The sequence below is a fragment of the Pseudomonas sp. AK-TSAG1-1 genome (genome assembly GCF_056821665.1).
In genome coordinates this window covers 938861-957839 of sequence record NZ_CM165965.1, presented here as the reverse complement: position 1 = coordinate 957839, position 18979 = coordinate 938861, and the positions used below count along the sequence as shown (strand labels likewise).

At 57.7% G+C, this 18979-nt stretch carries 27 protein-coding genes and 1 tRNA gene; 20 read left to right on the top strand and 8 right to left on the bottom strand.

Features of this window, described 5'->3' with window-relative positions; all coding sequences use genetic code 11:
* The first annotated feature begins 115 nt into the window (after positions 1-115).
* The 20 genes from AC1UK9_RS04245 to AC1UK9_RS04150 all read left to right on the top strand — a co-directional run bounded on the left by AC1UK9_RS04245 (position 116) and on the right by AC1UK9_RS04150 (position 9176).
* Positions 116-595: an Lcl C-terminal domain-containing protein gene (locus AC1UK9_RS04245; protein ID WP_482579537.1), complete on the top strand. Its 480-nt coding sequence runs from the start codon at positions 116-118 to the stop codon at positions 593-595.
* Positions 596-1312: 717 nt separating this feature from the next.
* Positions 1313-1513 (top strand): DUF551 domain-containing protein, encoded by a 201-nt coding sequence (locus tag AC1UK9_RS04240; RefSeq protein ID WP_482579535.1) that lies wholly within the window; start codon positions 1313-1315, stop codon positions 1511-1513.
* A gap of 21 nt (positions 1514-1534) precedes the next feature.
* Positions 1535-1960 (top strand): hypothetical protein, encoded by a 426-nt coding sequence (locus AC1UK9_RS04235; RefSeq protein WP_482579533.1) that lies wholly within the window; start codon positions 1535-1537, stop codon positions 1958-1960.
* Positions 1957-2151 carry a hypothetical protein gene (locus tag AC1UK9_RS04230; RefSeq protein ID WP_482579532.1) on the top strand — a complete coding sequence of 65 codons (195 nt, stop codon included), beginning with the start codon at positions 1957-1959 and terminating at the stop codon, positions 2149-2151. Before AC1UK9_RS04235 ends, AC1UK9_RS04230 begins: the two co-directional genes overlap by 4 nt.
* A complete protein-coding gene (locus AC1UK9_RS04225) occupies positions 2148-2297 on the top strand; it encodes a hypothetical protein (RefSeq protein WP_482579530.1) in 150 nt (49 codons plus the stop codon). Before AC1UK9_RS04230 ends, AC1UK9_RS04225 begins: the two co-directional genes overlap by 4 nt.
* Positions 2294-2749: a hypothetical protein gene (locus AC1UK9_RS04220; RefSeq protein ID WP_482579528.1), complete on the top strand. Its 456-nt coding sequence runs from the start codon at positions 2294-2296 to the stop codon at positions 2747-2749. The genes AC1UK9_RS04225 and AC1UK9_RS04220 overlap by 4 nt, the downstream gene beginning before the upstream one ends.
* A gap of 153 nt (positions 2750-2902) precedes the next feature.
* Positions 2903-3424, top strand: a complete 522-nt coding sequence (locus AC1UK9_RS04215; RefSeq protein ID WP_482579526.1) for a hypothetical protein — start codon at positions 2903-2905, stop codon at positions 3422-3424.
* A complete protein-coding gene (locus AC1UK9_RS04210; RefSeq protein WP_482579524.1) occupies positions 3405-4028 on the top strand; it encodes a YqaJ viral recombinase family protein in 624 nt (207 codons plus the stop codon). The genes AC1UK9_RS04215 and AC1UK9_RS04210 overlap by 20 nt, the downstream gene beginning before the upstream one ends.
* Before the next feature lie 2 nt (positions 4029-4030).
* Positions 4031-4270, top strand: coding sequence for a hypothetical protein (locus AC1UK9_RS04205; RefSeq protein ID WP_482579522.1), 240 nt, complete (start codon positions 4031-4033; stop codon positions 4268-4270).
* The gene (locus AC1UK9_RS04200) at positions 4267-4728 is read left to right on the top strand and encodes a hypothetical protein (RefSeq protein WP_482579520.1); all 462 of its coding nucleotides are present in this window, start codon (positions 4267-4269) and stop codon (positions 4726-4728) included. The genes AC1UK9_RS04205 and AC1UK9_RS04200 overlap by 4 nt, the downstream gene beginning before the upstream one ends.
* A 49-nt stretch (positions 4729-4777) precedes the next feature.
* Positions 4778-5206 carry a hypothetical protein gene (locus AC1UK9_RS04195; RefSeq protein WP_482579519.1) on the top strand — a complete coding sequence of 143 codons (429 nt, stop codon included), beginning with the start codon at positions 4778-4780 and terminating at the stop codon, positions 5204-5206.
* Complete coding sequence (locus AC1UK9_RS04190) at positions 5203-5520, top strand: hypothetical protein (protein WP_482579518.1); 318 nt, start codon at positions 5203-5205, stop codon at positions 5518-5520. The genes AC1UK9_RS04195 and AC1UK9_RS04190 overlap by 4 nt, the downstream gene beginning before the upstream one ends.
* A 56-nt stretch (positions 5521-5576) precedes the next feature.
* Positions 5577-6185 (top strand): hypothetical protein, encoded by a 609-nt coding sequence (locus tag AC1UK9_RS04185; protein WP_482579517.1) that lies wholly within the window; start codon positions 5577-5579, stop codon positions 6183-6185.
* 43 nt (positions 6186-6228) lie between these two features.
* Positions 6229-6381, top strand: coding sequence for a hypothetical protein (locus AC1UK9_RS04180; protein ID WP_482579516.1), 153 nt, complete (start codon positions 6229-6231; stop codon positions 6379-6381).
* Positions 6378-6524, top strand: coding sequence for a hypothetical protein (locus tag AC1UK9_RS04175; protein WP_482579515.1), 147 nt, complete (start codon positions 6378-6380; stop codon positions 6522-6524). The genes AC1UK9_RS04180 and AC1UK9_RS04175 overlap by 4 nt, the downstream gene beginning before the upstream one ends.
* A complete protein-coding gene (locus tag AC1UK9_RS04170; protein ID WP_482579514.1) occupies positions 6521-7165 on the top strand; it encodes a hypothetical protein in 645 nt (214 codons plus the stop codon). The genes AC1UK9_RS04175 and AC1UK9_RS04170 overlap by 4 nt, the downstream gene beginning before the upstream one ends.
* A 70-nt stretch (positions 7166-7235) precedes the next feature.
* On the top strand, positions 7236-7772 hold the full coding sequence (locus AC1UK9_RS04165) for a hypothetical protein (protein ID WP_482579513.1): 537 nt from the start codon (positions 7236-7238) through the stop codon (positions 7770-7772).
* Positions 7765-8043 (top strand): hypothetical protein, encoded by a 279-nt coding sequence (locus AC1UK9_RS04160; RefSeq protein WP_482579512.1) that lies wholly within the window; start codon positions 7765-7767, stop codon positions 8041-8043. The genes AC1UK9_RS04165 and AC1UK9_RS04160 overlap by 8 nt, the downstream gene beginning before the upstream one ends.
* Positions 8040-8813 (top strand): hypothetical protein, encoded by a 774-nt coding sequence (locus AC1UK9_RS04155; protein ID WP_482579511.1) that lies wholly within the window; start codon positions 8040-8042, stop codon positions 8811-8813. The genes AC1UK9_RS04160 and AC1UK9_RS04155 overlap by 4 nt, the downstream gene beginning before the upstream one ends.
* A 108-nt stretch (positions 8814-8921) precedes the next feature.
* Positions 8922-9176 carry a helix-turn-helix transcriptional regulator gene (locus AC1UK9_RS04150; RefSeq protein WP_482579510.1) on the top strand — a complete coding sequence of 85 codons (255 nt, stop codon included), beginning with the start codon at positions 8922-8924 and terminating at the stop codon, positions 9174-9176.
* Here the strand turns inward: AC1UK9_RS04150 and AC1UK9_RS04145 are convergent.
* The 8 genes from AC1UK9_RS04145 to nusA all read right to left on the bottom strand — a co-directional run bounded on the left by AC1UK9_RS04145 (position 9146) and on the right by nusA (position 18968).
* Positions 9146-10378, bottom strand: coding sequence for a tyrosine-type recombinase/integrase (locus AC1UK9_RS04145; RefSeq protein WP_482579509.1), 1233 nt, complete (start codon positions 10376-10378; stop codon positions 9146-9148). The genes AC1UK9_RS04150 and AC1UK9_RS04145 overlap by 31 nt on opposite strands.
* A 163-nt stretch (positions 10379-10541) precedes the next feature.
* Positions 10542-10617, bottom strand: a tRNA-Thr gene (locus tag AC1UK9_RS04140).
* 129 nt (positions 10618-10746) lie between these two features.
* Entirely contained in the window at positions 10747-12852 is a 2106-nt protein-coding gene (pnp, locus tag AC1UK9_RS04135) for a polyribonucleotide nucleotidyltransferase (protein ID WP_025110451.1), read from the bottom strand.
* A gap of 193 nt (positions 12853-13045) precedes the next feature.
* Positions 13046-13315, bottom strand: coding sequence for a 30S ribosomal protein S15 (gene rpsO, locus AC1UK9_RS04130; protein WP_003221553.1), 270 nt, complete (start codon positions 13313-13315; stop codon positions 13046-13048).
* Positions 13316-13456: 141 nt separating this feature from the next.
* The gene (truB, locus tag AC1UK9_RS04125; protein WP_024011571.1) at positions 13457-14374 is read right to left on the bottom strand and encodes a tRNA pseudouridine(55) synthase TruB; all 918 of its coding nucleotides are present in this window, start codon (positions 14372-14374) and stop codon (positions 13457-13459) included.
* Positions 14375-14378: 4 nt separating this feature from the next.
* Entirely contained in the window at positions 14379-14780 is a 402-nt protein-coding gene (gene rbfA / locus AC1UK9_RS04120; protein ID WP_007953741.1) for a 30S ribosome-binding factor RbfA, read from the bottom strand.
* A gap of 159 nt (positions 14781-14939) precedes the next feature.
* Positions 14940-17459 carry a translation initiation factor IF-2 gene (gene infB, locus AC1UK9_RS04115; protein WP_473014449.1) on the bottom strand — a complete coding sequence of 840 codons (2520 nt, stop codon included), beginning with the start codon at positions 17457-17459 and terminating at the stop codon, positions 14940-14942.
* A gap of 27 nt (positions 17460-17486) precedes the next feature.
* Positions 17487-18968, bottom strand: coding sequence for a transcription termination factor NusA (nusA, locus tag AC1UK9_RS04110; protein WP_003221546.1), 1482 nt, complete (start codon positions 18966-18968; stop codon positions 17487-17489).
* Positions 18969-18979: the final 11 nt, after the last annotated feature.

Here is an 18979-nt window from a genome sequence, read left to right as displayed (position 1 = left end):
AGCGACCGGATATCAGATGGCATCTGGCTGTTTCCGGATCGCCATCTGGCTTTACAAATGCCTCTCAAACCCCGGGAGGCATTCGAAAGCCACAACAACCCGACAGGAAATCATCATGAACACAGCACAAAGCATTCAGCCGCCAGCGATTGGCGAAAAATGGGTAGGTCAGGGCGGCATCTACGCTGGCGTCATGCCTTCTCGCAACGGCGCGCCAAGCTACCATCTGATCTTGGGCGATGAGTTGGGTCGCGTCGAGTGGGGTCAATATGGCGACGACGCGCCAGCCATCAGTCTGATTGATGGCCGAGCCAATACCGACGCTCTGGTTGAGGCTGATGGCGAGTACCCAGCCGCAATTGCCGCCTACGAACATAAAGCAGACGGCCATCACGACTTCTATCTGCCGGCGGCTGCCGAGCTTTACGAGATCTGGCTGAACCTCAACGGCAAGCTGTCGGGCTGGGTTTGGTCATCCTCGCAGCGCTCCGCCGACAGCGCATTCGGCATGCACTTCGATGATGGCTGTCAGGTCAACTTCGGCAAGTACAACGAGCTCCGCGTCCGCCCCGTCCGCAGATTGCCTATTCAGTAATTCATTTATTGCTTTTGATCTCCGTCGCGCGTCTGCCGGAAGTAACTCGGCCCGATATCTCTCTGGGGAAACTCGTTTAGAGAGGTGCCTGTATCGGAGATCACCTTGTGAGCGCTGCGGAGCGCAGGCGAATGTGGGGCGGCCACAAGCGCGGTATTCGACGCCGCGGCATTCGTTTCCGTTAAGCAAGGTGATCTACCAATGCAGGTGCAGCTGCACACAACCCAATAGGTGGCCACTGCCTCCCCAGTGAGCGAACAAGAGGAGATCCCACATATACCGATGGGCTGGCATCCCTTCGGATTCCGCAGCACCAGAGACGCCAAGCAGCCATAAGTCTTGGTCAGGGCTTCCCACAAATTACCGGGAGGCGCGGAAGGTAGATTGCTAGGTATTCAGCCAAGCCCTCCAGCAGGAGGCAAATATCCCCTGACGTAGGGAGGTCTACTTCAGGAATAAAGCCCGGTCAGTGATCGGGCTTTTTATTGTCTTCGCTCCCACAATGAGCGCCACCATATAAAGGCTCTATTCCGGTGCTTTCAGGCGGAATTATGCCAAAAACAGGCGATTTGACCGCCGCCCCGCTCCCACAGGAATAGCCGCCATGAAACGCAAACCCCGCAAGCCCCGCCCCGACGTCCACGACTGCGCCAAAGGTCGTATGCATCACCCTGTAGCGCAGCGGATCGTTACCACTATGCCCGGAGGCTACATCGCATGAGCGGATGGATAAAAACTTCGGACCACCCGCCAGGAATTGGTCAGCTGGTGCTGATGTGGGGAGGCAGTTTTGGCGATGTTCGAATCGGCCAAATTGATGAGGATCTTGAGATGGCTCCGCATTGGGTTGATCAAGAGTTTTATAGCTGTGAACAGCCGACTTACTGGCAGCCCCTGCCAGACCCTCCAACCGAATAACCCGCCACTCTGGAGGCAACCATGAACGCAGCACTGAAGATTTGTCAGGCCATGCACGACGCGAAGCTGCCTCTGATGGTGAGCGATAGCGCGCAGGACGTGGCTCGGAATGAATGGCTGTATGACTCGGCTGAGCGGTTGATGCGCGGCTGTGACGTCATGTTCCAGCGCCGAATGAACCCGCAGCAAGGCGTTCGGTTCCGCGACTTCGCACTGGCGGTTGATGAGCATGTGAATGCGCGCCTCGCTGACTGTCGAGTGCCCACCACGTCGCTCGGCTACATGCTGATCGAAAACAAGCGCGGGGTCGCCGACAAAGTGTCTGCTGACGAGTTACTGGGCCACAGCGACCACTCGCTAGGCATGCTCGGCGAAATCGCTGAGAAGCTGCTACAGCCGCTCGTAGACGATGCGCTGATTGCTCAGGCAGAGGACGATGAATTATGAGCGCCCACATCCTGATCGATGAAGACCTCGACGAACTTGCACATCCGGCCTGCCCGGACAATTACGAAATCCTCGTCCTGCGCAACATCACGGCCTTCTACACCGCCGAGAAAATCACCATCGAAGAATTCGACCATTACTGCAAGCGGCTGGATATCGCCATTGAGCGCCGGCCAAGGAGTGCGGCATGAACAGCATGACTATGGCGTTCACCCACAAATCGTGGCTCGGAGCCCTCTCTCTGGCCTACGACGCCGGCATTGAAAACGTTCACGCATGGTCGCGCCGGGCTTGCCTGTGCGGTGAGTGGACTGTGGCTTACGAGGTGAAAGCATGAATCTTGAATCTGGAGAGATTCGTTTCGAAAGCATGAAATACACGCCTTCGGTCGAAGGAATAAACGAACACCTGAACTGGAACGGCGAAGGCCTGCCGCCGGTTGGCGTTGATGCCTTATTGGCGAAGGAATGCAAATTTACGGAAGGGACTCGCCTGGACTCATTCCCAGCTGGAACCGTTGTTTATGTGGGTGGGCACGCTAACTTTGGCGGATGCGATCTTGCCGTGATCATCATCAAAGGCCGCCACTTCTGCGGGACAATCATTCCTGAACTGCTTAAGCCAATCCGCACACCCGAGCAGATCGCGGCGGAAGAGCGATCCAATGAAGTTCGTCGCATTCTCGGTGCAATGCCACATGATGTGATTAGTGGTCACACCGGGGCTATCGTCGAATGGATGCTTGCTGACGGCTACCGCAAATTCGAAATCGTAGACGATCAGCCATGACCAGCCGCCAACTCGCCCGCCGAGTTTTGATCTGGCGGGGATCGTTCCCAGTCCTCGCCATCTACACCTTCCTGATGCTGCTCAGCGCTCTCGCTGACCGCGTCACTCAATAACCCGAACTCATACGCCGCCTGCATGGCGGGGAGGATCATCGTGTCCGATGAAACGAAAACTCACTTCAAGAAGGCATTCAACAGCCCCTACCTGGGAAGCGCCGATATCGTGGGCTACATGACCTTCACGGTTTCGCACGTCAGGCTGGAGATCGACAAGACGAAGAAGACCAAGGACATGTTCAACACGGCTTACTTCGTCGAACGCGAGATTCGCCCGGGCGAGAAGCTGAAGCCGATGATCCTGAACGTCACCAACAGCAAGACGATGAAGGCACTGACCGGCTCACCGTTCATTGAAGACTGGGCCGGCGTAAAGATCAGCGTCTACGTGGATTCGAACGTGAGGTTCGGTCGCGAGGTGATGGAAGGATTGCGGATCAGTCCGAAGGCGCCGGCCGTTGCATGGTTGACGCCGGAAGTCGTCAGGCCCTGGGCCAACGCGAAAGCAGCATATAAGCGCGATGGCAACCTCGACGCGGTGCTGGCCCGATACTCCATGACCGACGAACACCAGCAGCAGCTGATCAAGGAGTGCACCGATGAATCGGCAGTGGCATGACATCGAACAAAACACTGATGTCTGGGCGGCGCTGAGGATCGGCAAAGCTACAGGCTCTAATGCTGGCTGCTTTATGGCGAACGGTGATGGGGCATTCGGCGAACCGGCCAAGAAATACGCTCTTCAGATCGCGCTGGAGATCGCTACCGGCCGGAAAGCTGAGTTCAGCTTTTCCAACGAACACACTGAGCGTGGGCACACGGACGAGCCTATCGCCAGAATGCATTACGAGGACGCCGAGTTCGTAACCGTCACCAATGGTGGGTTCTTCGACTGCGGCGATCATGGCGACTCACCAGACGGCCTCATAGGCGCAGATGGGGTGCTGGAGATCAAGTGCGTCACCGCTGCCGTGCATTACGCCACGCTTCGCCGCGGCTCATTTGATCCTGCCTACCGCTGGCAGTTGGTGAGCCACCTCGACTGCACTGGGCGCGACTGGGTCGACTTCGTCAGCTACTGCTCAGAATTCCCCGAAGCCAGCCAGCTCATCGTTTACCGACAGACCCGCGACGACTTCAAAGACGAACTGAGGCGCCTCGAAGAACGCCGCGCCAAATTCCTTGAGCTGGTGCAAACCACACTGGCAAGCATTCCGAGGTAGTCATGATCTCGAATCTCAAGCACGACATCGAGGCCAAGGCCTCAAAAGCAGCCGAACTGTCATGGCTGGTTGAGCAGTTCATTGCTGGTGGTGGCCGGTATTCGCGGGAAGAATCGAAGCTGAAGGCAGATCCACCGAAGCGTTCTGAATTAATCGACCCGGAAACGAAGCTGAAGCGCCGCAAGCCGCCGATGACGCTGGCTGATCGCCGGGCACTTCGGAAGATGGCGGAGGCGTTATGAAGAAGCGCAAGCCCAACAACATGAAAGCCCGCATCGAGCGATCCTGCCGCGCACTTCTCAGTACCAACCACGTCGCCGTCGTTAACATCGACCCCAGCGGCCGGCAGGGAATGATCAACTACAAGTCGCTCAAGAACATCGCGCCCGGGAAGATCGGTCAGGCTGTTTGTGGCATTGCCCACCGCTGGACGATCTACATGAGCGTCATGTGTCTGGATGCACGCGGCGACCGCTACACCAAGTCAATCGAAGTAGCACCGGACGGGATGTACCTGTCCGACCACCTCGAAGACGTGATCGAGCATTGCTACAAGAACCTACGCGATTCGGCAAACCAGACCCAGATCGTCGCTTCTGGCTGGATCGCCATCCCCGAACAAATCTCGCTGGCCGAGGATCACGCAGCGCGGATCTTCGAAGCGGTCGGTGCCTGGAATCAGGTCAAGGAGGCAGCATGATCTTCGCCCCGCTCTACATGGCCTACCTCATCTACAAGGGGCCGTGGCGATGAGTCTGCCGTACGAGAACGCCACCAGCGGCGACAAAGCGTTCGCTGAAATCCAGAAGATCCTCGGGCGGTTCGGTTGCGACAATTACGGGATCATGCACAAGGCGCGGGAGCAGATCACTCTGGTGCAGTTCGAGCATCGCGGCCGCACGGTGCAACTGCCCGGGCACTGGGGTGGATATGCCAGCGCCTGGCTCAAGGAGCACCCGCACACCAGCCGGATGCGGTCTACACCTGAAGAACACCGACAAAAGGCAGCCGATATCGCCCAGATTGCTGTGTGCTCGCTTCTCCGCGACTGGGTGAAGGCGCAGGTAACCGCCGTTGAATGCCAGCTGATGACTTTCGAGGACGTGTTTCTGCCTCACATGTTGCTGCCCGACGGGCGCCGGATGGTCGAGGCAGCGCAAAAGCTGTTGCCGCCATGAACCGTCTGGTCAGCGTCCGCACCGAGGAACTGGCCGGCCCGGCGCTGGACTGGGCAATCAACGCGATCGAGGGTGAGCAGCAGCCCGTGGCGGGCCAGCTGGATCTATTCGCCCTGCCCGACGCCGAGCAGCTGATCGAGAAGTACGGCGTCTGGGTCGATGTCGGTCACCGGCAACCGTGGCTGGCCGACGCGACGAACGATCCATTCAACCGCCAACCCGGCGAGACCCGCACCATCGCCGTGTTTCGCGCCGTGGTCTTCGCCAGGCGCGGCGCCACAGTGAAGATCCCCGCCGAACTCATCCAGCAGTAACCCCTCCCCCTACTCAACAGCCTGCCGGTGTACGGCGGCCGAGGAATTCTATTGCCATGAGCGTCTACAAACGATATTTCCGCGTAACCAAAGGTCCGATGGTCGACGAAATCAACCGCCTGCAAGATCTAATGACTGACGCCGCCGCGCATGCGGAAAAGGTCGCAAAGCAGGTTGGTGGTGATTTTCAGACCTGGCAATCACGCGGAGGATTCGCTGGTTTCAAGTTCAGAGCCGATCCATGCCAGAAGACATTTCGACTTCTCAAAAAACATGGGCTGTGGGTGCCGCGAAAAAATACCCCAGAGGGTAAAGAACTGTGGACTGACATTAATCAGATACCGCTGCCAGCCCCTGTGAATAGCGCACTTAAGTTAGTCGATCTGACCCCAAATTTCCCCGCGCTATTCCACGGCTCAAAGTGGTATTCCCCAACTCTCTGGGGTTTTGGCAAGCCGGTCAGTGTTTGGTTCGTCAGCGTTCCATGGCTTGACATCGATCCTGCCGAGCTTGAGACCTACAAAGTAGAGCGAGAAGCGCGCACGCGCCGTGATGCGAACCTTGATCACTTGTGCTGGCTTCCTCCTGAAGGATGGGAAGAGATCAAACACTGGCAAGTTGAGAAAGAAGCGGAAGAGATCAACGCTCGCACCAAAGCCGTATAACCACTAACCGTCTTCTACCGCCCCGCCTGCATGGAGCGTCACCATGACTCCATTCGAACAAGGCTATGCGGCGTTTCTCGCCGGCCTGAAGCGTGAAGAAAACCCGTTCGACAAAGAGGGATCGCCTCACTCGCTGAAGCGTTGGGTTGAGGGCTGGAACAAGGCTTACCGGGCACGAAAGGAGAAGCAGACGTGATCTTGACAGCCTTCTACGCCGCCTGCGCCTGGCTGGCCCTAATCACCATCGCCGTCATCGGCATCAGCCTTTACGGCGCACACCTGGCCAAGCTTCGCGATCAGCGGAAGGCGGACGGGGTTAATTGGAGTATTGAGGCATGAGTAGCAGTATTCGAATAGCAGCCCTGTATGTCGAACCGGAGGGAAATTACATTGGCATAGACGGTGTTGACCCCTGGGACGAATTACGCGATGCCCGTAAATACCAAGGCCCCTACCCAGTCGTTGCGCATCCGCCATGTCAGCGCTGGGGTCGGTTTTGGCATGGCAGCACAAGGAAGCCGCATCAGTTCAAAATGGGCGATGACAACGGATGCTTTGCTGCTGCCCTGGAATCTATAAAAAGCTTCGGCGGCGTACTAGAGCACCCTTGCGATTCTAATGCCTGGGCTCACTTCGACCTAAATAAGCCACCAAGGTCAGGAGGCTGGGTGATGGCGGCTCCGGGAATGTGGACTTGCTGCGTCTATCAGGGCCACTACGGGCATGTCGCCGGCAAGCCGACTTGGCTGCTTACATCAGGAATTCCCTTGGAGAAATTGCCTCAACTCAGATGGGGCAAGGTCGAGCAGAGAATTCATCCTACTGCTTTGGCTAAGCATGGATACGCGAAAGCCAGGCGCATAGGGATGATGGCAATGATCGGAGGAAAGGATAAAACCAAATTGCGAAACGCGACCCCTCCTGAGTTTCGTGACCTCCTGATCAAGATCGCGGAAACCGCAGAGGCAAACCACAAATGATGACTTACGTTTTCGCAATCCTCGGCCTCGCCTGCAACGGCCTGCCGCAACTTATTCAATGGTGCATGTCATGAGTGAAGTGAAAACACTTGCAACGCTTATCCTCGGTGGTGCTTTCGACGCGACAGAGCTGAGCGATAACGATATCGAGATCAACAATGAGTTTGCCGATGCGCTTCAGCAAAAGCTGGTAACCACATTCGATGACGTCCATATCGAGCTGGTTTCTCGCTGGGACTTCGACGCCCAACGCCTGCGCGCCGATACGGCTGAGGCTGAGCTGAAGGAGCTTGAAGAGGCTGTTGTTTGGGCTCTACCTGGAACACGATTCATGGATCCGCCGGATGGTGGATCGCCAACTCTTGGTGAGCAGGTTGGCCGGATGGCTGAAGCGCTTGCCGCCGCCGAGCAGCGCATTGCGGATCTTGAGCGTGATGCGACGCGCTACCGTTGGTTGCGGAATCCAGAGCAGCGCGACTGCGTTCCGCCTGAGCTGGACGTTATTTGTGGCGTGGCTGAAGGCGAAGATGTTTTGTGGTTTGAAAAATTAGACCGGACGATTGACGCCGCCCTCAACCCCAACCCCGAGGCAGAAAGTCATGAGTGATTACATAGACCAGCAGGGCTTTAAAATTAAAAGCGGCGTCGCCTATCAATTCATCTACGGGATGCCAGGCCCCGACGTTACAACAATTGTCATCGACAGCCTGAATGAAAACGGCACGGTCAGCGGGTTTGACGTGATTTTCAAGATGCGGGTTGAGGAATTGAAGCCTGACCAATTGTGGCGCCCGCTTAAATACAAATGGGACGAAAAACCTGAACGCTCCGCCATTATCGCCCATGCGGGCGAATCAGCCTTGGATCTCACACCATGACCAATAACCCAACGATTGACGGCGTGTCGCGGGAGTTGCTCGCCAACTTCATAGAATACAGCTCGCCAATAAGCAGCACCGACCAACAGTGGCATAGGGATAAACAAGAACTGCGCGCCCTGCTCGATGCCGATATTCCGGCATCGGTTGCGCCCATCAACGAACTCCGCGAACACTGCAAGCATTGCGCCGAGATCGTTAATACTTGGCCGGAGTGGAAGCAGAACTGCTTGGGCGGCACGCCAGTGGTCGAGCAGCAACCAGCTGCGTGGAAATGCACAGGCGATATCGGTACGCCATGCGTTACGGATAGCGAGGACTGCGCAAATGCATGGTACTCGCACGGCGGAACTGTTGAACGGTTGTACTCAGCGCCTCCAGAAGTCGCCGCCCTGCAATCCACCATCGCCCAGCTACAGACTCGGATCGCAGAGCTGGAGAGTGGGAGTGGTGAGCCGGTGGCGTGGCTGCACACGATGCATTTCGATGAAGGGTGCGGCTATCAATCTCGGATAACAGTTTCGTCGGACAATGCTTTCGGCAAGCCCGGCTTAAATTATGACGCTTTATTCAGGGTCACATCTGAGCCGCTCTACACCGCCCCGCCAGCGCCGGTCGCGGTGGTGCTGCCTGAGCGCGGCACGGATTCGAATTGTTCCGACCTGATGAAGAAGATCGGAATGTACGGCGACATCAACATTTGGCAGGGCGCCAAAGTCTGGAACGCCTGCCTCGACGCCACCGCTGCGCTGAATGGGGATAAGCCATGATCAAATCCGCAAAACTCATCTACGTCAAAGCACTGGCCATCGTCGCATTCATGCGCGAGGCCGCAACAGAAATCGAATGGCTCGACACCCAAATCTAGGAGTGAACCCATGAACACCGAACGCCAAGACCTGCCAGAAGAGCCGGTCGAATTCATCCGCCTGCCAGACGTCAGAAAGCTGGTTGGCTTGGGCACAACCACGATTTACGTGATGGCCAGAAAGGGCCTGTTTCCAAAGCAGGTTCCACTGGGCGGCCGCTCTGTTGGCTGGATCAAGTCCGAGGTTCTGCAATGGAACCACGCACAAATCACCGCCGCCCGTGGCGGGTATGATCAGGCTTCAGCCTCCAGCGCATCCAAGTAATCAGCCCAGTCCTGCATCATTCCCCGCCGCTGTACCACGTACTCCGCGTGGTTGTAGGTCTTCCTGACCTTGCTTGAACTCGCATGCGAAAGCTGCGCCTCGATCCAATCCTCGTTGTAACCCATCTCGTTCAAGGCCGTTGAAATCGTGGCACGGATCCCGTGCCCGGTCAGTTTGTCGTCATATCCCATGCGCCGCAATGCATTGTTGACCGTGTTGTCGCTGAGTGGCCTGGTCGGTTCATTCCGGCCGGCGATCAGCAGCTTGTAGCAGCCGGTCAACTTATGCACCTTGCGCACCTCTTCGACCGCCTGCCGCGACAGCGGAACCAGATACGGCGGTATCTCGTCCCCACCCTTGCTACGAATCACCTTCCTCAATTGCTTTACCGTATCCGGCGGGATCGTCCACAGCGCGTTATCCAGATCGAACTGGCCAATGGTCGCCTGACGCACCTCGCCGGTACGCACCCCCGTTAGCAACAGAATTCGGATCGCACTTTTTACATACCCGGCCGTGCCCTTGAACGCCCGCAGGTCATGCAGGAACTTTTTCAGCTGGTGCTGGCGCAACATTGGGTTGTGCTTCACCGGCGGCTCTTTGGCGGCCACAATGTCTAGGTCAGACGCTGGATTCATTTCCAGATAGCCAGATGCAATGCCATACCGGAATATCTCGTTTAGCCAGGCCCTGCACTTTCGCGCGGAGTTCAGCGAACCGCGATCCTCAATCCGGCGCAGAGCAGTCAGTACATCGCCACGACGGACCTCGGCTATTGGGATCTTGCCCAGCACCGGGATCAGATCCTTGTCCAGATAGAAGCGAGACTGATACGCCGCGCCTTTCTTCGACTCCGCAACCCGTGGTGACTTAAACTTGTGCCACTCGTTGGCGACAACCTCGAACGTCTTAACGGCATTGCCGGCGGCGGCGCGCTTTTCCTCGCGGCGCTGTGAACGAGGGTCAACGCCCTTGGCGACGAGCGCGCGCGCCTGGTCCCGCAGCTCGCGGGCTTCCTTCAATGTGATTTCCGGGTAGGTGCCCAGCGACATGCGCGGCTGTTTGCCGTGCCAGGAATACCTGAAGTGCCAGGACTTGGTGCCATTGGTGGCAATAAAGATGGATAGGCCGCTGCCATCCGTGAGGGTGTAGTCTTTTTCGGCCGGCTTGGCCTGTCGAACAGCGGTATCAGTGAGGGGCATTAGTACATCACCAAGTCACTCGAACGGAGAAGTGCTGAATGATGTACTAAAAATGCGCGGCACGCAGCGAAAGAATGCGAAAGACCACGAAAGATAAAAGGCCGCGCTTGGCAGCCTATAATTGGAGGGTGTGAAACTCGCCGAACACCGGCGAAAGTAGATTTGGTGCCCGAGACAGGAATCGAACCTGCGACCTTCGCGTTACGAGTGCGCTGCTCTACCGGCTGAGCTACACGGGCGGTGGGCTAAACCTAGCACCGGTCTCGCCGTCCGGCAACTTCGCAGAATGTCTCGATATTTGCGAGACAAAAAAATGCCCCGCCGTTTTCACGGCGGGGCATTTTCATTGCGCTAAAGCTCTGGGGTGATTAAACGCCCGAAGCCTTGGCCGCTGCCACGTCTTTGATGGACAGCTTGATACGGCCGCGGTTGTCCACGTCCAGTACCAGCACTTCCACTTCCTGGCCTTCTTTCAGGATGTCGGTCACTTTCTCTACGCGAGCGTCGCTCAGCATCGAGATGTGCACCAGACCATCCTTGCCTGGCAGGATGTTGACGAATGCGCCGAAGTCGACGATGCGTTCAACCTTGCCGACGTAGATCTTGCCGATTTCAGCTTCTGCAGTGATGCTCAGAACGCGCTGACGAGCAGCTTCTGCAGCTTCCTTGGTTTCGCCGAAGATCTTGATCGAGCCGTCATCTTCGATGTCGATCGAAGCCTTGGTTTCTTCGCAGATCGCACGGATGGTCGCGCCACCTTTACCGATAACGTCACGGATTTTGTCGGTGTCGATTTTCATCGCGATCATGGTCGGAGCGTTGGCCGACAGTTCGGTACGCGACTGGCCGATGATCTGGTTCATCTGACCGAGGATGTTCAGGCGCGCTTCCAGGGCTTGGCCCAGAGCGATTTCCATGATCTCTTCGGTGATGCCCTTGATCTTGATGTCCATCTGCAGCGCAGTAACGCCTTTGGCGGTACCGGCTACTTTGAAGTCCATGTCGCCCAGGTGGTCTTCGTCACCGAGGATGTCGGTCAGAACAGCGAATTTCTCGCCTTCTTTAACCAGACCCATGGCGATACCGGCAACCGGCGCCTTCATTGGAACACCAGCGTCCATCAGGGCCAGGGAAGCGCCGCAAACGGAAGCCATCGAGCTCGAACCGTTGGATTCGGTGATTTCCGAAACCACACGGATGGTGTACGGGAACACGTCAGCGGCTGGCAGCATGGCCGAAACCGAACGACGGGCCAGACGGCCGTGACCGATTTCACGACGACCAGCACCACCCATGCGACCACACTCGCCCACCGAGAACGGAGGGAAGTTGTAGTGCAGCATGAACGGGTCTTTTTTCTCGCCTTCCAGGGTGTCCAGCAGCTGTGCGTCACGGGCGGTGCCCAGTGTTGCAACTACCAGAGCCTGGGTCTCGCCACGGGTGAACAGAGCCGAACCGTGGGTTTTCGGCAGAACGCCCACTTCGATGTTCAGCGGACGTACGGTGCGGGTGTCGCGGCCGTCGATACGTGGCTTGCCGTTGACGATGTTTTCGCGAACGGTGCGGTATTCGATTTCGCCGAAAGCCGCTTTGACTTCGCTGGACGAAGGCTGGCCTTCTTCACCGGACAGTTTGGCAACAACCTGATCCTTCAGCTCACCCAGGCGAGCGTAACGATCGGCCTTGATGGTGATGGTGTAAGCCTGGGAGATCGCGTCGCCGAACTCGGCACGGATCGCGCCCAACAGTTCGGTGGCTTCTGGAGCAGGAGCCCAGGTCCAGGTTGGCTTGGCAGCTTCAGCGGCCAGTTCTTTAACCGCGTTGATCACAACCTGGAACTCGTCGTGAGCGAACAGTACCGCGCCCAGCATCTGGTCTTCGGTCAGCTCTTTGGCTTCCGATTCAACCATCAGTACGGCGTCCGAAGTACCGGCAACGACCATGTCCAGGCTCGAAGCTGCCTGCTGCTCGTAAGTCGGGTTCAGCAGGTAGCCGGTGCTTTCGTGGAAAGCAACACGAGCGGCGCCGATCGGGCCGTCGAACGGAATGCCCGAGATGGCCAGGGCAGCCGAGGTACCGATCATCGCAGCGATGTCCGGATCGGTCTTCTTGCTGGTGGAAACGACGGTGCAGACAACCTGCACTTCGTTCATGAAGCCTTCTGGGAACAGCGGACGGATCGGACGGTCGATCAGTCGGGAAGTCAGGGTTTCTTTCTCGGAAGGACGGCCTTCACGCTTGAAGAAACCGCCAGGGATCTTACCGGCAGCGTAAGTTTTTTCCTGGTAGTGAACGGACAGAGGGAAGAAGCCCTTGCCTGGATCGGCTTGCTTGGCACCGACTACGGTCACCAATACGCTGACGTCGTCGTCAACGGTGACCAATACTGCGCCGGAGGCCTGACGGGCGATACGGCCAGTCTCGAGGGTAACGGTCGACTGACCGAACTGGAATTTTTTGATTACCGGGTTCACGGTGTCCTACCTTCTTTGTGGCTCTTGGGGGAACTGGTTTCTTGCGAAATTCTTGGGCAATGTCGGGAATCGGCCCGTTGACTGTCCGGGTAAAACGGTAGTGCAGATAAAACTTGAGGCTGGGAGCCTGCCAGCCACCAGCGGAAAACCGCTGATGCCTGACAGACAACCAACCTCATAGCGCAATCGCTGATTAGCGACGCAGACCCAGGCGGCCGATCAGAGCGCTGTAACGGCTCAGATCCTTGCCTTTCAGGTAGTCCAGCAGCTTGCGACGCTGGTTTACCATGCGGATCAGACCACGACGGGAGTGGTGGTCTTTACCGTTGGCCTTGAAGTGACCTTGCAGTTTGTTGATGTTGGCGGTCAGCAGTGCAACTTGCACTTCTGGCGAACCAGTATCACCAACAGCTTGCTGGTAGTCGGCAACGATTTGAGCTTTTTCTTGAACGTCGAGAGCCATGAGGCAATCCTTTTATCAGGAAACTGTTTCAAAAACAGTTTCAACAGGCCAGGGACAAATCCCTGTATCTATAAATGAGTCGTGACCGTGCCTGTTAACAGCCACACTCGCCGGCCCGCTGTTACACGGACCGGTTTCCGGTCATTCTGACCGAATCAGTCGACGTGGCGCGATGCGCCCGTCTTCGCTCACTTCACCGATACCGATGAAGCGACCGTTGTGATCCTGTACCCGTACCATGCCAAACTTCGGAGCATCCGGGGCACGTACCGGCTGGCCGTTGAGCCAGTAGAACGCGCTCGCTTCGGAGAAGTGCAGCAGCGGCCAATCCTGCAGGCCGCTGTCCGATGGCATCAGGAAGCGGTCGACCGCTTCGTTGCCGCCTTCGGCATGTACCGCTTCCAGCTCTTCGAGGGTAACGGTCTGCGCCAGGGTAAAAGGCCCGGCCTGGGTACGACGCAGTTCTGCGACGTACGCACCACAACCGAGTTGCTCACCGATATCCTCCACCAGGGTGCGAATATAGGTGCCCTTGCTGCAATCCACCGCAAGACGCGCAGTATCGCCTTCGAAGGCCAGCAATTCCAAGCGCGCAATAGTAACAGAACGCGGTTCGCGCTCCACTACTTCGCCTGCACGGGCCAGCTTGTACAGCGGTTGCCCGTCACGCTTGAGTGCCGAGTACATCGGCGGTATCTGACTGATTTGCCCACGAAATTTCGGCAGAACCGCTTCGACATCGGCGCGACCAACGGTCACCGGGCGCTCCTGCAAAACCTCACCTTCGGCGTCTGCCGTGGTAGTGGTCTTGCCCAGCTGCGCCAGGGTTTCATAACCCTTGTCGGAATCGAGCAGGTATTGCGAGAACTTGGTTGCCTCGCCAAAGCACAGCGGCAATACACCGGTGGCCAACGGATCGAGACTGCCAGTGTGACCGGCCTTCTCGGCGTTGAGCAACCAGCGAACCTTCTGCAACGCGGCGTTGGAGGTGAACCCCAGCGGCTTGTCGAGCAGGATGATACCGCTGACGTTACGACGGATACGTTTGACCTGAGCCACCGAATTACTCCTTGGTGTCTTCAGGTTCAGCGGCGGCCACGTGCTGATTATCCTCAGCCACGGCGCGCTCGATCAGCGCCGACAGGTGCGCACCACGCACGACGCTTTCGTCGTAGTGGAAGTGCAATTGCGGCACGCTGCGCAGCTTCATTTCACGGGCCAGTTGCATCCGCAGGAAGCCTGCGGCAGCGTTGAGCACCTTGATGCTTTGCGCGATATCTTCGGCGTTGTCCTGCCCCATCACGGTGATGAAGATCTTCGCGTGACCGACGTCACGACTGACTTCCACAGCGGTAATGGTGACCAGGCCAACACGTGGATCTTTGACTTCGCGACGGATCAGTTGGGCCAGCTCACGCTGCATCTGATCGCCGATACGTTGGGTACGGCTGTATTCTTTTGCCATGACTTGTTACCTGTTACTGCCCCACGGTGAAACCCGCAAGGTCTGAAAGCGGCAAACGCCCGGCCTGACAAATGCCAGACCGGGCGTTGCGTTTAGAGTCCGGGTGATGCGCCACACAGTTGAGTGCGGCCGGCCATCACGGCTCCTGAAGTGCGCGAGTTAGAGGCTGCGAGCAACCTGAACCTTCTCGAAGACTTCGATCTTGTCGCCGACTTTGACGTCGTTGTAGCTCTTCACGCCGATACCGCATTCCATGCCGGCACGTACTTCGGAAGCGTCATCCTTGAAGCGGCGCAGGGATTCCAGCTCGCCTTCGAAGATAACGATGTCTTCACGCAGTACACGGATCGGACGGTTACGGTGCACAACACCTTCGATCACCATGCAACCGGCGATCGCGCCAAACTTCGGCGAACGGAACACGTCACGCACTTCGGCCACACCCAGGATGTTCTCGCGAACATCGCTGCCGAGCATGCCGGTCAGGGCTTTCTTGACGTCTTCGATGATGTCGTAGATCACGTTGTAGTAACGCATGTCCAGACCTTCCTGCTCGACGATCTTCCGTGCGCCAGCATCGGCACGCACGTTGAAGCCGAACAGTACAGCGTTGGAAGCCAGTGCCAGGTTGGCGTCGGATTCGGTGATACCACCGACACCGCCACCGACCACGCGCACTTGCACTTCGTCGTTGCCCAGGCCGTTCAGAGCGCCCTGCAAAGCTTCCAGCGAACCACGGACGTCGGATTTGAGGACGATGTTGAGCGTCTTCTTCTCTTCCTGGCCCATGTTTTCGAAGATGTTTTCCAGCTTGCCGGCGTGAGCGCGAGCCAGTTTGACTTCGCGGAACTTGCCTTGACGGAACAGAGCCACTTCACGGGCTTTCTTCTCGTCGGCAACCACGCTCATCTCGTCGCCAGCGTCCGGAGTACCGTCAAGACCCAGGATCTCGACCGGAATGGCCGGACCTGCTTCCTTGATCGGCTTGCCGTTCTCGTCGAGCATGGCGCGCACGCGGCCATAGTTCGAGCCGACCAGCACCATGTCGCCTTGACGCAGCGTACCGTCCTGAACCAGCACGGTGGCTACCGGGCCACGGCCCTTGTCCAGACGCGATTCGACAACAACACCACGGCCAGGAGCCGATGGAGTGGCGGTCAGTTCGAGAACTTCGGCCTGCAGCAGAACGGCTTCGAGCAGTTCGTCTACGCCGGTACCCATTTTCGCCGAAACCGGTACGAATGGAGTGTCGCCACCCCACTCTTCGGAAGTCACGCCGTGAACCGACAGTTCGCTGCGGATGCGATCGAGGTCGGCACCCGGTTTGTCGATCTTGTTCACCGCAACCACCAGAGGAACGCCAGCCGCCTGAGCGTGCTGAACGGCTTCGATGGTTTGTGGCATCACGCCGTCGTCCGCCGCAACCACGAGGATCACGATGTCGGTCGCCTTGGCACCACGAGCACGCATTGCGGTAAACGCGGCGTGACCCGGGGTGTCAAGGAAGGTGACCATGCCGCGTTCGGTTTCAACGTGGTACGCACCGATGTGCTGGGTGATACCGCCGGCTTCGCCAGCAGCTACCTTGGCACGACGGATGTAGTCGAGCAGCGAGGTCTTACCGTGGTCAACGTGGCCCATTACGGTCACGACCGGCGCACGAGGAACCGCTTCACCTTCGAACTTCAGGGACTCGGCCAGGGAATCTTCCAGGGCGGTGTCGCTGATCAGGGTCACTTTGTGGCCCAGTTCTTCAGCAACCAGTTGGGCAGTTTCCTGATCCAGTACCTGGTTGATGGTGGCCGGGGTACCCAGCTTGAACATGAACTTGATGATTTCGGCAGCCTTGACCGACATCTGTTGAGCGAGATCGCCAACAGTGATGGTTTCGCCGATCTTCACTTCACGCACGACAGGGCCGGTTGGGCTCTGGAAACCGTGAGCGTTGCGTTTCTTCAGCTTGGCCTTGCCGCGACCACCACGACGGAAGCCATCGCTTTCTTCGTCGGTAGTGCGTGGCGCCACACGTGGAGCCGGCGCTTTTTCTTTGACCGACGCACGATGCGGAGCGTTTTTGCGCTCGCCATCACCACTACCGCGACGATTGTTATCGTCGGCACGTGGCTTGTCCGGACGACGCTGTTCGTCGCGCTTGCGAGTGTCGGCAGCTGGCGCAGCAGCAACAACCGGCGCAGCTTCGCGCACAGGTTCGGCCACTGGAGCAGGTGCTGCAACAGCTTCGGCAGGAGCATTCGACGCAGCAGCAGGCTGGCGACGCGCTTCTTCTTCAGCGCGCTGCTTGGCTTCTTCTTCAGCCTTCTGACGGGCAGCATTTTCTACTGCGCGACGCTCTTCCAGTTCACGCTGGCGCTCGGCTTCGATTTCTTCCGGGCTACGCTGTACGAAAACTTTCTTCTTGCGAACTTCTACGCTGATGCTCTTGCTACCAGCTACACGCAGGGTGCTGGTGGTTTTACGCTGCAGCGTGATCTTGCGTGGTTCTTCCACTTTCGCCTTGTGGCTGCTTTTCAAGTGAGTCAGCAGGGATTGCTTCTCACTGTCAGTCACATGTTCTTCGGCGGCGGTGTGCGGCAGACCTGCCTCACGCATCTGCTGCAACAGGCGCTCTACCGGTGTTTTGACCTCATCGGCCAGTTGTTTCACCGTGACTTGCGTCATGCACTTCTCTCCTCAGGCCGCGCCTAATTACTCGAACCAGTGGGCTCGGGCGGCCATGATCAACTTGCCGGCACGATCATCGTCAATGCCGTCGATGTCGAGCAGGTCGTCAATAGACTGCTCGGCCAGGTCTTCGCGGGTAATTACGCCGCGCACCGCCAGTTCCATCGCCAAATCCTTGTCCATACCCTCAAGCGAGAGCAGGTCTTCGGCCGGATGGGCGTCTGCCAGCTTTTCCTCAGTAGCGATGGCTTTGGTCAACAAGCGATCCTTGGCACGAGCGCGAAGCTCGTTGACGATGTCTTCGTCAAAGCCGTCGATGTTGAGCATTTCTTCCAACGGTACGTAGGCAATCTCTTCCAGGCTGGTGAAGCCTTCATCAACCAGCACCTGAGCCAGCTCTTCGTCGACTTCCAGCTCGTCGATGAAGTTGCGCAGGATGTCGCCGGTTTCTGCTTGTTGCTTAGCCTGGATGTCCGATTCGGTCATCACGTTCAGGGTCCAGCCAGTCAACTGGCTTGCCAGACGCACGTTCTGACCACCACGACCGATGGCCTGAGCCAGATTGTCTGCGCCAACGGCGATGTCCATTGCATGGGCATCTTCGTCAACGATAATTGCCGCAACCTCGGCCGGGGACATGGCGTTGATCACGAACTGAGCCGGGTTGTCGTCCCACAGGACGATATCAACACGCTCACCGCCCAACTCACCCGACACGGCCTGGACGCGCGAACCGCGCATACCGATGCACGCGCCCTGCGGGTCGATGCGTTTGTCCTTGGAGCGAACAGCGATCTTGGCACGCGAACCCGGATCACGGGACGCTGCCATGACTTCGATCAGGCCTTCAGCGATTTCCGGCACTTCGATACGGAACAGCTCGATCAGCATTTCCGGCGCAGTACGCGACAGAATCAGCTGCGGGCCGCGGTTCTCGGTGCGGATTTCCTTGAGCAATGCACGCAGACGTACACCGACACGGAAGGTTTCGCGAGAAATGATGTCTTCACGGGCCAGCAACGCCTCGGCGTTGTTACCCAGATCGACGATCACGTTGTCGCGGGTCACTTTTTTCACGGTGCCGGAGATGATTTCTCCCAGGCGCTCGCGATAGGCGTCGACCACTTGAGCGCGCTCGGCTTCACGCACTTTCTGCACGATGACTTGCTTGGCAGTCTGTGCGGCAATGCGGCCGAACTCGATGGATTCGATTTTTTCTTCGACGACGTCGCCAACCTTGGCGCCAGGATGCGTTTCGGCAACCTTGCTCGGCCAGGTTTCGATGGCCGGATCGTCAAGATCATTCTCTTCGACGACCGTCCAGCGACGGAAAGTTTCGTAGGAACCGGTGTGGCGGTTAATTTCCACACGCAGGTCAACTTCGTCTTCAAAACGCTTTTTGGTAGCAGTGGCCAGGGCCAGCTCCAGCGCTTCAAAAATTACGCTTGCCGGTACGCCCTTTTCATTGGATACCGACTCAACAACCAGCAGTACTTCTTTGCTCATCGTACGCCTCG